This is a genomic window from Solwaraspora sp. WMMD937 (genome assembly GCF_029581175.1).
Lineage (GTDB): Bacteria > Actinomycetota > Actinomycetes > Mycobacteriales > Micromonosporaceae > Micromonospora_E.
Genome location: NZ_CP120738.1, coordinates 6,100,478 through 6,113,525, shown reverse-complemented (window position 1 = coordinate 6,113,525; position 13,048 = coordinate 6,100,478). Strand labels below are relative to the sequence as shown.

At 71.1% G+C, this 13,048-nt stretch carries 8 protein-coding genes and 1 rRNA gene; 7 read left to right on the top strand and 2 right to left on the bottom strand.

Annotated elements, in window-relative coordinates; genetic code table 11:
• Nucleotides 1–67 precede the first annotated feature (67 nt).
• Nucleotides 68–184, top strand: a 5S ribosomal RNA gene (gene rrf, locus O7621_RS27010).
• 120 nt (nt 185–304) lie between these two features.
• Here the strand turns inward: rrf and O7621_RS27005 are convergent.
• Complete coding sequence (locus O7621_RS27005; RefSeq protein WP_282231809.1) at nt 305–1,000, bottom strand: hypothetical protein; 696 nt, start codon at nt 998–1,000, stop codon at nt 305–307.
• Between the two features lie 174 nt (nt 1,001–1,174).
• Between O7621_RS27005 and O7621_RS27000 the strand changes: the two genes are divergently transcribed.
• The 3 genes from O7621_RS27000 to O7621_RS26990 all read left to right on the top strand — a co-directional run bounded on the left by O7621_RS27000 (nt 1,175) and on the right by O7621_RS26990 (nt 5,561).
• On the top strand, nt 1,175–3,796 hold the full coding sequence (locus tag O7621_RS27000) for a valine--tRNA ligase (protein WP_282234757.1): 2,622 nt from the start codon (nt 1,175–1,177) through the stop codon (nt 3,794–3,796).
• Between the two features lie 98 nt (nt 3,797–3,894).
• Nucleotides 3,895–5,166 carry a folylpolyglutamate synthase/dihydrofolate synthase family protein gene (locus O7621_RS26995; RefSeq protein WP_282234755.1) on the top strand — a complete coding sequence of 424 codons (1,272 nt, stop codon included), beginning with the start codon at nt 3,895–3,897 and terminating at the stop codon, nt 5,164–5,166.
• Nucleotides 5,167–5,177: 11 nt separating this feature from the next.
• Nucleotides 5,178–5,561 carry a DUF4233 domain-containing protein gene (locus tag O7621_RS26990; protein WP_282231808.1) on the top strand — a complete coding sequence of 128 codons (384 nt, stop codon included), beginning with the start codon at nt 5,178–5,180 and terminating at the stop codon, nt 5,559–5,561.
• 3 nt (nt 5,562–5,564) lie between these two features.
• On the opposite strand, the gene O7621_RS26985 is transcribed toward O7621_RS26990, so the two are convergent.
• Nucleotides 5,565–7,097 carry a VOC family protein gene (locus tag O7621_RS26985; RefSeq protein WP_282231807.1) on the bottom strand — a complete coding sequence of 511 codons (1,533 nt, stop codon included), beginning with the start codon at nt 7,095–7,097 and terminating at the stop codon, nt 5,565–5,567.
• 212 nt (nt 7,098–7,309) lie between these two features.
• On the opposite strand from O7621_RS26985, the gene ndk reads away from it, so the two are divergent.
• From ndk to ileS, 3 genes are all read left to right on the top strand, one after another.
• The gene (gene ndk / locus O7621_RS26980) at nt 7,310–7,735 is read left to right on the top strand and encodes a nucleoside-diphosphate kinase (protein ID WP_278170707.1); all 426 of its coding nucleotides are present in this window, start codon (nt 7,310–7,312) and stop codon (nt 7,733–7,735) included.
• 120 nt (nt 7,736–7,855) lie between these two features.
• Complete coding sequence (locus tag O7621_RS26975; RefSeq protein WP_282231806.1) at nt 7,856–9,493, top strand: alkaline phosphatase D family protein; 1,638 nt, start codon at nt 7,856–7,858, stop codon at nt 9,491–9,493.
• A 328-nt stretch (nt 9,494–9,821) separates the two neighbouring features.
• Nucleotides 9,822–12,980 carry an isoleucine--tRNA ligase gene (ileS, locus tag O7621_RS26970; protein WP_282231805.1) on the top strand — a complete coding sequence of 1,053 codons (3,159 nt, stop codon included), beginning with the start codon at nt 9,822–9,824 and terminating at the stop codon, nt 12,978–12,980.
• The last annotated feature ends 68 nt before the right edge of the window (nt 12,981–13,048 follow it).

Sequence of the window (13,048 nt, the reverse complement as noted above, 5' to 3'; positions counted from 1 at the left end):
GATGTACGCGTCCACTGTGTGATTCTGGGCAAACGAACACTGTGTGTGTTTGGTTTGTTGTTAGGGTTACGGCGGTTATGGCGGAGGGGAAACGCCCGGTTACATTCCGAACCCGGTAGCTAAGCTCTCCAGCGCCGATGGTACTGCACTCGTGAGGGTGTGGGAGAGTAGGTCACCGCCGGACATTTTTACTTGTGGGTCACCCGTACGGGTGGCCCACAAGTGTTTCCAGGGAAGATCCCTCGGAGGTCCGCCCTGTGCAACGACACCGTGCCGACCCGTGCAGTAGACCGTCGTACGGACGTCAGTCCCGCTGCTGAAGGTCCATCCGCAGGTCCGCGAGCAGCGCGGCTGACTCGCCGACGGTACGCCCCGGGAACAGCGCCACCGCGATGCTCCCGTGGTCCGCCCAACCGCAGACCGGCATCTCCTGGTCACCGGTAGGCGTGCTGCCACACTTCATCACGCCGCCGTACGTTCCGGCTGGTACCTGGTGGACGCCGGTGACCGAACCCTCCTCGTCACCGACGATCTTCAGCAGCGCGTCCAGGTCGTGCTCGGGTGACCAGAGCAGAGCGGTGCCACCGAAGACCAGAACGCTGCGGTCCGCCGCGAACGGGTCCCGGTATACGGCAGCCGTGCTGTGGTCCAGGTCGATTCCGGCGGCGAAGGCGCTGTGCAGGTAGTCGGCCGTACTCCTGGCCTGTTCCCCGTCGTCGCGGACCAGCCCGGCGGCCTCGTCCGGGGCGCTCAGGCTGGCATCCTTCTGCGTGACGATGCGTAAGCCGGTCGCACCGAGTAGACCGACGCCCAGCACACCGATCGCGGCGAGCGAGCCGATGACGACGACGCGCCGGCCGCGTCCGACCCGGACACCTCGGCTGCGGCGCTCTTCGTCGCCCGGCGTCGGCTGGGCCTCCGGGGTCACGTCGACCGGTCCCTGACGGTCGGCCGGTCCCTGATGAGCCGGCCGTCGTCCGCCGAATATGTCGTCGACCATGCCCGACACCGTACGTCACCGAGTCCGCCGAGCGGTGGGTGCCGCCCGTCGGCCCCGTCAAGCGGCCCGAGACAGCTGGCCTGCCGCAGTCGGGCCTGCGTGAATTCGGGTGCGGGGGCTCCGTAAACTCGATGGGTGACCGAGACTCCGCAGCCCCAACACGACGCAGCCCCTATGTTGCCGGCCCAGTACGCTCCGGGCGAGGTCGAACAGCGGCGGTACGAGTGGTGGGTAGCCGAAGGTTACTTCCGGGCCGACGCGGGCAGCGGGAAGCCGCCGTTCACCATCGTGGTGCCGCCGCCGAACGTCACGGGGTCGCTGCACGTCGGGCACGCACTCGACCACTCGATCCAGGACACCCTGATCCGACGCAAGCGGATGCAGGGCTTCGAGGCGCTCTGGTTGCCCGGCATGGACCACGCCGGGATTGCCACCCAGAACGTCGTGGAGCGACAACTCGCCGCCGAAGGTCTGTCCCGGCACGACCTTGGCCGGGAACAGTTCATCGACCGGGTCTGGCAGTGGAAAGCCGAGTCGGGCGGCACCATCCTCGGGCAGATGCGCCGTCTCGGCGACTCGGTCGACTGGGACCGGGAACGTTTCACGATGGACGAGGGCCTGTCCCGGGCGGTGCAGACCATCTTCAAGCGTCTCTACGACGACGACCTGATCTATCGCGCCGAGCGCATCATCAACTGGTGCCCGCGGTGCCGAACCGCCCTGTCCGACATCGAGGTGGAACACAACGACGACGACGGCGAGCTGGTTTCCATCCGGTACGGCGAGGGCGACGCGTCGATCGTGGTGGCCACCACCCGGGTCGAGACGATGCTGGGCGACACCGCTGTGGCGGTGCACCCGGACGACGACCGCTACCGGCATCTCGTCGGCACCGAGGTTGAGTTGCCGTTGACCGGTCGGCGGATCCCGATCGTCGCGGACGCGCACGTCGATCCGACGTTCGGCACGGGCGCGGTGAAGGTGACCCCGGCGCACGACCCCAACGACTTCGAGATCGGCCAACGACACGGGCTGCCGAGCCTGACCATCCTCGACGAGCGTGCGGTGGTCACGGCCGCCGGACCGTTCGAAGGACTCGACCGGTTCGAGGCGCGGCCGGCGATCGTCGCGGCGTTGCGGGCCGAAGGCCGGGTGGTGGCCGAGAAGCGGCCGTACGTGCACGCGGTCGGTCACTGCTCGCGGTGCCGGACCACGGTCGAGCCGCGGCTGTCGTTGCAGTGGTTCGTCCGGACCGGCCCGCTGGCGAAGGCCGCCGGGGACGCGGTGCGTGACGGCCGGACCCGGGTGGAGCCGCCGGAGCTGGCCGCCCGCTACTTTGCCTGGGTCGACAACATGCACGACTGGTGCATCTCCCGGCAGCTGTGGTGGGGGCACCGGATCCCGGTCTGGTACGGCCCGGGCGGCGAGGTCGTCTGCGTCGGACCCGACGAGCAGCCGCCGGCCGGTGCCGGCTGGCGGCAGGACGAGGACGTCCTCGACACCTGGTTCTCCAGCGCGCTGTGGCCGTTCTCCACGCTCGGCTGGCCGGACCAGACCGACGACCTGCAGACCTTCTACCCGACCAGTGTGCTGGTGACCGGCTACGACATCCTGTTCTTCTGGGTGGCCCGGATGATGATGTTCGGGCTGTACGCGATGGACGGCCGGCAGCCGTTCGACGTGGTGGCCCTGCACGGCATGGTCCGCGACCAGTTCGGCAAGAAGATGTCCAAGTCGTACGGCAACGTCGTCGACCCGCTCGACTGGATCGACCGGTTCGGCGCCGACGCCACCCGGTTCACCCTGGTCCGGGGTGCCAACCCGGGCGCCGACGTGCCGGTCAGCGAGGAGTGGTGCCAGGGTTCCCGCAACTTCTGTAACAAGCTGTGGAACGCCACCCGGTTCGCGCTGCTCAACGGCGCGCACCTGACCGGCGACCTGCCCGACCCGGCGGATCTGGGCATGACCGACCGGTGGATCATGTCCCGGCTGCAGGAGGTGACGGCTCAGGTCGACCAGCAGTTCGAGGCGTTCGAGCTGGCCAAGGCGTGTGACACGCTCTACCACTTCGCCTGGGACGACGTCTGCGACTGGTATCTGGAGCTGAGCAAGCCGGTGCTGGGCGCCGGCGGGGAGGCCGCTGACCGGACCCGGCGGGTGCTCGGCCACGTGCTCGACCAGCTGCTGCGGCTGCTCCACCCGGTTATTCCGTTCGTCACCGACGAGTTGTGGTCGGTGCTGGCCGGGTCGGGCCAGCCAGCGGCCGGCAGCCTGATGGTGGCTTCCTGGCCGGTCGCCGATCCGGAGTGGCACGATCCGGCGGCGGAGGCGGAGCTGGCCGTGGTGCAGCGGGTGGTCACCGAGGTCCGCCGGTTCCGGTCGGACCAGGGGCTGCGGCCGACCCAACGGGTCAGCGCCCGGCTGACCGGTCTGGCCGACGCGGGCGTCGGCGGGCACGAGCCGCTGATCCGGTCGCTGACCCGGCTGGACGAGCCGGCCGTCGAGTTCTCGGCCACCGCGAAGCTTGCAGTGACCGCACAGGTCGGTGTCGAGTTCGACACCCGCGGTTCGATCGACGTGGCGGCTGAACGCGCCCGGTTGACCAAGGACCGGGCGGCGGCCGAGCGGGAAGCCGAGCAGTGCCGGGCCAAGCTGGGCAACAGCGCGTTCGTCGACAAGGCACCGGCCCCGGTGGTGGACAAGATCCGTACCCGGTTGGCAGTGGCCGAGGCGGAGCTGGCCCGCATCGCCGGAGCGCTCGCCGCGCTGCCGGCCGCCGACGGTGAGCAGTCGTGACGGTACGTCGTACGGGGGCCACCGGCGGTGCGAAGCAGCGGCCGGGTGGCGAGTTCGCGCGGGTCGAGCAGGAGCTCGCCGACCGGGGCTTCACCCGGATGGTGTTCGACCTGGACCGGATCGGCCAGCTGCTGGACCTGCTGGGTAGTCCGCAGCGGGCGTACCCGTCGATCCACTTGACCGGGACCAACGGCAAAACCTCGACCGCCCGGATGATCGACTCGCTGCTGCGGGCCTTCGGGCTGCACACCGGCCGCTACACCAGCCCGCATCTGGAGACGGTGCGGGAGCGGATCAGCCTGGACGGTGAGCCGGTCAGCGAGGAGCGGTTCGCCGCCGTGTACCGGGAGGTCGCGCCATTGGCCGAGCTGGTCGACAAGCAGGCCGCGGAGCCGTTGACGTACTTCGACATGACGACCGCGTTGGGGTTCGCGACGTTCGCCGACGCCCCGGTCGACGTGGCGGTGGTGGAGGTCGGGCTGGGTGGTGCCGAGGACGCCACGAACGTGTTGTCCGCCGGTGTCTGCGTGATCACTCCGATTGGTCTGGATCACACCGAGTGGCTGGGCGACACCCTCACCGACATCGCCTGGGCCAAGGCCGGCATCGTGCACGCCGGGTCGACGGTGGTCACCGCGGTGCAGCCGGAGGAGGCGGCCGGGCCGATCCTGGACCGGTGCGCCGAGGTGGGGGCCACCATCGCCCGGGAGGGTGGCGAGTTCGGCGTGGTCCACCGCGCGGTCGCGGTCGGCGGGCAGATGCTCACGTTGCAGGGGCTCGGCGGCCGCTACGACGAGGTGTTCCTGCCGCTGCACGGGGCGCATCAGGCGCAGAACGCGGCGTTGGCGCTGGCGGCGGTGGAGGCGTTCCTCGGTGCCGGCCCGGGTCGGACGTTGGACGCCGAGCCGGTCCGGCACGGCTTCGCCGCGGTGTCGTCACCGGGCCGGCTGGAGCGGGTACGCAGCGCGCCGACGATCCTGCTCGACGGTGCCCACAACCCGCACGGGATGGCGGCCACGGTCACCGCGGTGCAGGAGGAGTTCGCGTTCCGGCGGCTCGTGGTGGTAATCGCCGTGCTGGCCGACAAGGACGCCGAGGCGCTGCTGGATCTGCTGGAGCCGGTGGCGGACGCACTGGTGGTGACCGGCAACACGTCGCCGCGGGCGATGCCGGTCGGTCAGTTGGCCGGTCTCGCGGTCGAGGCGTTCGGCGTCGACCGGGTACGGGTGGCCCAGCAGATGCCGGACGCGATCGAGGCGGCGGTGGAGCTGGCCGAGGCTGACCTCGACGGGGAGCTCAGTGGGGTGGGGGTCCTGATCACCGGATCGGTGGTGACGGTGGCCGACGCACGCCGGCTGCTGACCCGGTGAGCGCTGACCCGGTGACGGACGACCCAACAACCGACGACCCGGCCGGGCCGCCGCCGCGTCGGTCGGGGTTGCGCAACCCGCCGGCCGCCGCGCGCGGGCTCGGCGCGGCGACTCTCGGCCTGGAAGCGTTGGTGCTGGTGCTGGCGATCCAGCCGATCCGGATGCTGGGCGACGGCTCCGGCCCGGCGGCGATGGTGGCCAGCGCTGTCCTCGCCGTCGGCGCGGTGCTGCTCGCCGGCCTGCTGCGGCGCGGCTGGGCCTGGTACGCCAGCACGGTGCTGCAAGGGCTGGTCCTGCTAGCCGGCCTGCTGCACTGGTCACTGCTGGTGGTGGGGGTGCTGTTCGGCGTCGTCTGGGCGTACGTGTGGCACGTCCGGCGGGTCATCCTCAGCTGACAATCACTGTGCTGCGTCGGTGTCGGTCGCGGGCTGGTCACGGTCGCGCCACTCGATGATTGCGATACCGTGGCCGTCCGGGTCGCGGAAAGCAGCCGCCCACAGTTCCAGCCGGGCACCACGGTTGACCGCCCGGGGCGCGTAGGTGAACCGCACCCCTTTGGCCTTGAGGTCGTCGTGCATCCGTTGCAGGCCGTCGACTTCGAGGTTGAGGTGCATGAGCCGACGATTGACCGGGGCGACCTCGGGCACCGACCGCAGCACCAGGCGGGTCTGCCCGGAAGCGAGCACCGCGTTGCCGTCCCCGCCGTCGATCTCGAAGAAGCCGAGCATGTCGCGGTAGAACCCGACCGACCGTTCGAGGTCCGCGACGAGCAGGGTCAGCCCGACGCCGTGGATCGGCCCGTGGTCGTCGGGTTCGTCGGCCAGGGTGTCGGGGCCGGTCACCGGGCCGGCGTCGGCCAGGTCGGCGAGCGGGCCGTCGGGGTCGGTCACCGACTCGCCGTCGGGGTCGTCTGCGTCCTGGTCGGGCTGGTCGGCCAGCGCCGTCCCGGTGGCGGTCGGCGACTCGGCGCGGGCCTCGGCGGTGGCCCGGCCCCGGTCCGTTCCGGCGGTGACCGTGCCGGCCTCCGGCTCAGCGGGTGGGGAGTACGGCCGTGGCCGGGCGCGGCGCGGCAACGGCACCGGCTGCGGGTCCACCACGGTGCCGTCCACCACCTTGTGACCCCCCGGTGACTGGCTCACCACGACGGGGTCGTCGACCTTGCCGGGGGCGTCGACCCGGCCCGGCTCCGCCGGCTCGGACTGTTCGATGTCGGGGTCGAACCCCGGGGTGGCGAAGTCCGGCCGGGGATTTTCCGCCGGGTCGCGTCGCCGCTGACGCGGATCGTCGGTTGGACCGGCGGGCTCGGCCGGATCGTCGTCGCGCAGCGCCGCGCCGAGATCGGCGGTCTGGGCGGTGTCCGGGTCGAGGAACAGGTCGTCGGAGCGTCGCCGGGCCCACGGCGGCTCCTCATCCACGTCGAGCAGGTCGTCGTCGAGGGTGCTGAAGTCGGGCTCGTCGAACTCCGGCGGCAGGTCGGCCCGCTCCGCGGCGGCTTCAGCGTGGGTCAGCACGTCGTCCCAGATGATCCGTACGTGGCGTTGGTCGTCGATGGCGACCATGATCGGCAGCGTGGCGCCGGGGTCGGGCCACTTCGCCACCGGCACCCGGGGGTCGCGGACCTTGACCGACCGGGGCGGTACGCCCGGCGCGTCCACCAGAATCTGCAGTTCGCAGCGGCCGTAGGCGGAGGAGGCCGGTGGCTCGGAGACGCTGCGGACGTGGGCGATGCCGGCCACCCAGGCGCGCTCGGTGCCGGGGAACGCGGTGATCAGCACCAGGCTGACCGCGAGCACCAGCAGTGCCACCCCCAGCGCGGCGATGGCCCAGCTGGTCATGCCGGCGCCGAAGAGGACGATGAACGTGGCGAAAGTGCCCAGCACCGTCGCGATGAGCTTGCGGGCGGTGGAAACCGATCGATGGCCGTTCGCCACAGTAGACCTCCCTGCGTCAAGGCCAGGCTAGGCCGGGCCCGGCGAGGATGGAAGAGCCGCGACCGGTGGCGTCGGTAGCCGCCGGACCTCGTCCGTCCCCTGGCCCTCCATCATGACGCGCGGGGCGGCGTGGACCCACTAGGCTGGCAGCGCCAGTCCGTACCGGATCGCTTCGCAGGGGAGCGGTGCCGGTCCGTCGATAAGGAGCCAGCGTGTCCAGCCCCACCGATGTCGAACGTACCCTCGTGTTGATCAAGCCGGACGCGGTCCGGCGCGGCTTGGTCGGCGAGATTCTCGGCCGGTTCGAGCGTAAGGGACTGCACCTGGTCACCCTGCAGTCGCGCCGGATGGACGAGGAGTTGGCCGGCGCGCACTACGCCGACCATGTGGACAAGCCGTTCTACCCGCCGCTCAAGGAGTTCATGACCAGTGGGCCGCTGGTCGCCCTGGTGCTCGCCGGTGACCAGGCGATCGAGGTGGTGCGTGCGCTGATCGGCACCACCGACGGGCGCAAGGCGGCAGCCGGCACCATTCGCGGCGACCTGGCGCTGTCCAACCGGGAGAACCTGGTGCACGCCTCGGACTCCCCGGAGAGCGCGGCCCGCGAGATCAAGCTCTGGTTCCCCGACCTGGGCTGATCCCGGTCGATCAGCTGCGGGTTATCGGCCGGTTCGTGTGCTGGTCACCTGATCCGGTGGAGCTCGCCACATTTGATCGATAGACCTCTTGGGAACGCCGTACTTACCAGGAGGATTTCGATGAACCCATTCGACCGCCGTACCCTGCTGCGGGCCGGACTGGCCGGCGGTGCCGGGCTCGCCGGCGGCGCGCTGATCGGCGAGGCCGGCGCGGCCGCCAGCGGGCCCGCAGCTGCGGGCCGGCCCATCACACCGGCCTGGCACCCCACCGGCCGTCCGGTGCTCACCCACGGTGTGCAGAGCGGCGTGGTCGGCCCCGGCGAGGCCGTCGTCTGGACCCGCGCCGACCGCGTCGGCCGGCTGATCGTCGAGGTCGGCCGCCGGCCCGACCTGCGCGACGCCCGACGGGTACGCGGCCCGGTGCTCGACGGCCGGGGCGACTACACCGGCAAGGTGCGGCTGCGTGGCCTGCCCGCCGGCGAGCGGCTGCACTACCGGGTGCGGGTGGAGAGCCTGCACCGTCCCGGCCTGGTCAGCGAACCGCTGACCGGTTCGCTGCGCACCGCACCCCGCGCCGGTGGCCACCACGGACCCCACCGGGGCCGGCCGGGCGGCGGTCTCGGCGGGCGGGTCGACGACGTGCGGTTCGTCTGGACCGGGGACATCGCCGGTCAGGGCTGGGGGATCAGCGACGACTTCGGCGGGATGCGGATCTTCGAGGCGATGCGGCGTGGCCGGCCGGACTTCTTCCTGTGCAGCGGTGACACGGTGTACGCCGACAACCCGCTCGCCGAGACGGTCACCCTGCCGGACGGGCGGGTGTGGCGCAACCTGGTGACCCCGGAGAAGTCCAAGGTCGCCGAGACGCTCACCGAGTTCCGTGGCCAGTTCGCCTACAACCTGCTCGACGCGCAGCTGCGGGCGTTCGCCGCCGAGGTGCCGCAACTCAACCAGTGGGACGACCACGAGGTGACCAACAACTGGTACCCGGGCGAGATCCTCACTGACGCGCGTTACACCGAGACCCGGGTCGACGTGCTGGCCGCCCGGTCCCGGCAGGCGTTTCACGAGTGGCTGCCGACCCCGGACGACGGGCCGCTGTACCGGGTGGTCCGCTACGGGCCGCTGCTGGACGTGTTCGTCCTCGACATGCGCACCTACAAGGACCCCAACGACGGCAACACCTACGCCGACCCGCATCGTGGCCTGCTCGGCACCCAGCAACGGCAGTGGCTGATCCGCGAGCTCACCCGGTCGACGGCCACCTGGAAGGTGATCGCCAACGACCTGCCGCTCGGCCTGATCGTGCCGGACGGTGGCGGGGCCCAGGAAGGGATCGCCCAGGGCGACGGCGGCGCACCGGCCGGGCGGGAGCTGGAGTTCGCCGAGATCCTCGGCGCGGCGCACCGGGCCGGCGTCACCGGCATCGTCTTCCTCACCGCCGACGTGCACTACACCGCCGCCCATCACTACGACCCGGCGCGGGCCGCGGTGGCCGACTTCACCCCGTTCTGGGAGTTCGTCTCCGGCCCGGCGCACGCCGGGGCGTTCGGCCCGAACACCCTCGACGGTACGTTCGGCCCGGAGGCGGTGTTCGTCAACGCCCCGCCGCGGGCCAACACGTCGCCGGCCGAGGGCTTCCAGCACTACGGCGAGGTGTTCGTCGACGGCGGGTCCCGGGCGTTCACCGTGCACCTGCGCGACCGGGACGGCCGTTCGCTCTGGTCGACCACCCTGCCGGCCCCACCCGCCCGCTGAGACCGGAAGTGGCGGGCGGACGGAAACCGGCTCGACGGGTGGGATACGCTCGGAACCGAAGGCAACCCAAAGGCGACGACCCGGCCATCACCGGTGAGCCTCCGGAAGAACCGGCCACGACTGCCCGGCAGCGGCGGCCCCAGTAGAACCGGACGGGTCCGGCCCGTCACAGCCGGCCGATGAGCGGGCGGTCGTGCACCTCGGCGACCGCCAAGCGAGGTGGTACCGCGGCCCACCGTGGCGACGTCCGGCAGCAGCCGGCGACCGCCCGGCGGGTTCGTCCTCGCAGACCACGAGACAGTGAGCTGCGCGAGGAGAGGGCACCACCATGGCGTACCCGATGACCGACCCCGCCGCCACCGGCGTGCCGGCCAGTCCGGACCTGCCCGAGGTGGAGCGCCGCGTCCTGGACTACTGGACGGCGGACAAGACCTTCGAAGCCAGCGTCGGCCAGCGCGACCCGGGCCCGGACGGCGCCAACGAGTACGTTTTCTACGACGGCCCGCCGTTCGCCAACGGCCTGCCGCACTACGGCCACCTGTTCACCGGCTACGTCAAGGACGTGGTGCCGCGCTACCAGACGATGCGCGGCCGGCGGGTCGAGCGCCGCTTCGGCTGGGACTGCCACGGGCTGCCCGCCGAGGTCGAAGCCGAACGCCAGCTCGGCATCTCCACCAAGGCGGAGATCGTCGAGCTGGGCATGGAGCGTTTCAACGACGTCTGCCGCAGCTCGGTGCTGACCTACACGCAGGACTGGGAGCGTTACGTCACCCGGCAGGCCCGCTGGGTCGACTTCGTCAACGACTACAAGACGCTCGACCTGGACTACATGGAGAGCGTCATGTGGGCCTTCAAGGCCCTGTACGACAAGGGGCTGGTCTACGAGGGTTTCCGGGTGCTGGCCTACTGCTGGCGGTGCGAGACGCCGCTGAGCAACACCGAGACCCGGATGGACGATGTCTACCGGGACCGGCAGGACCCGACCGTCACCGTCTGGTTCGAGCTGGCGCCGGCGCAGCCCGGCGGTGAGACGGAACGGATCGGGGTGTGGACCACCACGCCGTGGACGCTGCCGTCGAACCTGGCCCTCGCCGTCGGCCCGGACATCGAGTACGCGGTGCTGCGGCGCGACGGGCAGCGGTACCTGCTCGGGGCGGCACGGGTCGAGGCGTACGCCAAGGAACTGGACGGGTTCGAGCGGGTCGGCACGGTCCGCGGCGCCGACCTGGTCGGACGCCGCTACACCCCGCTGTTCGACTACCTGGTCGACCAGGCCGGCCCGAACGCCTACCAGGTCCTCGGCGCAGACTTCGTCACCACCGAGGACGGCACCGGGGTGGTGCACATGGCCCCGGCGTTCGGTGAGGACGACCAGAACACCTGCAACGCCGCCGGCATCCCGACGATCGTCACCGTCGACGACCACACCCGGTTCACCGCCCTGGTCCCGCCGTACGCGGGGGAGCAGGTCTTCGACACCAACAAGCCGATCATCCGTGAGCTGCGCGACCGGGGTCTGCTGCTGCGCCACGACACCTACACCCACTCGTACCCGCACTGCTGGCGCTGTGACACGCCGTTGGTCTACAAGGCGGTGTCGTCGTGGTTCGTGGCCGTGTCCACCTTCCGGGATCGGATGGTGGAGCTGAACCAGCAGATCTCCTGGACGCCGGCGCACGTCAAGGACGGCTCGTTCGGCAAGTGGCTGGCCGGAGCGCGGGACTGGTCGATCAGCCGGAACCGGTTCTGGGGCTCGCCGATCCCGGTGTGGCGCTCGGACGACCCGGCCTACCCACGGGTCGATGTGTACGGCTCGCTCGACGAGTTGGAACGCGACTTCGGCGTACGCCCGGCCGACCTGCACCGGCCCGGCATCGACGAGCTGACCCGGCCCAACCCGGACGACCCGACCGGACGGTCCACGATGCGCCGGGTGCCGGAGGTGCTCGACTGCTGGTTCGAGTCCGGGTCGATGCCGTTCGCCCAGGTGCACTACCCGTTCGAGAACCGTGAGTGGTTCGAGCACCACTATCCGGGCGACTTCATCGTCGAGTACATCGGGCAGACCCGTGGCTGGTTCTACACCATGCACGTGCTGGCCACCGCGTTGTTCGACCGGCCGGCGTTCCGCAACTGCGTCAGCCACGGCATCCTGCTCGGCGCCGACGGGCGCAAGATGAGCAAGAGCCTGCGTAACTACCCGGACGTGTACGAGGTGTTCGACACCTACGGCTCGGACGCGATGCGCTGGATGCTGATGGCCTCGCCGGTGCTGCGCGGCGGCGACATGGCGGTGGTGGAGAGCGGCGTCCGCGACGCCGTCCGGCAGGTGCTGCTGCCGCTGTGGAACGTCTGGTACTTCTTCGCGTTGTACGCCAACGCGGACGGCTACACCGCGACCCGGCGTACCGACAGCACCCACCTGCTCGACCGGTACGTGCTGGCCAAGACCGGTGAACTGGTCGACGAGGCCACCCGGCAGATGGACGGCTACGACATCTCCGGTGCCTGCGCCAGCGTGCGTACCTACCTCGACGCGTTGACCAACTGGTACGTCCGCCGGTCCCGGGACCGGTTCTGGTCCGGCGACACCGACGCGTTCGACACCCTCTACACCGTGCTGGAGACGCTCACCCGGGTGGTGGCGCCGTTGGCACCGTTGACCAGCGAGGAGATCTGGCGCGGGCTGACCGGTGAACGGTCGGTGCACCTGACCGACTGGCCGGCCGCCGGCGAGTTCCCCGCCGACCACGACCTGGTCGCGTCGATGGACGCGGTCCGCGAGGTCTGCTCGGCCGGGCTGTCGCTGCGCAAGGCCCGCAATCTGCGGGTCCGGCTGCCGTTGCCGGCGCTGACCGTGGCCAGCGCCGCCGCGCCACAACTGCGGCCGTTCGCCGACCTGGTCGCCGACGAGGTCAATGTCAAGTCGGTGGAGTTCACCGACGCCGTTGCCGACCACTGCCAGCAGGTGCTGACCGTGGTGCCCCGGGTGCTCGGCCCCCGGGTCGGCGGCCAGGTACAGGCGGTGATCCGGGCGGTGAAGTCCGGCGACTGGGCGCTTGGCGACGACGGCGCGCCGGTCGCCGCCGGGGTCCGGCTGGCCGACGGGGAGTACGAGTTGAAGCTGGTCGCCGCCGACCCGGAGCATTCCGCACCGTTGCCGGCCGGGCAGGGGGTGGTGGTGCTGGACACCACCGTCACGCCGGAGCTGGCCGCCGAAGGGCTGGCCCGGGACCTGGTCCGGGTGATCCAGCAGGCCCGGCGGGAGGCGGATCTGCGGATCACCGACCGGGTCCGGGTCACGGTGGTCGCCGGGGCGGAGGTGGCGGCGGCAGTACGGGCGTACCAGGATTTCGTCGCCGGTGAGGTGCTCGCCGACGAGGTGACGTTCGACCCGTCCGGGGCGTCGGCCGCCGGTCCGGCGGGTGGATTCGCCGGTGAGGTGGGCGACGGTGAGCCGGTGTCGGTGCGGGTGCAGCGGGTCTGACCGGTCCGGGCGGGATCCCGTCCGCTACCGTGTCTGTCCGACCCACCCATGCCTGTCCCGTCGCCGGA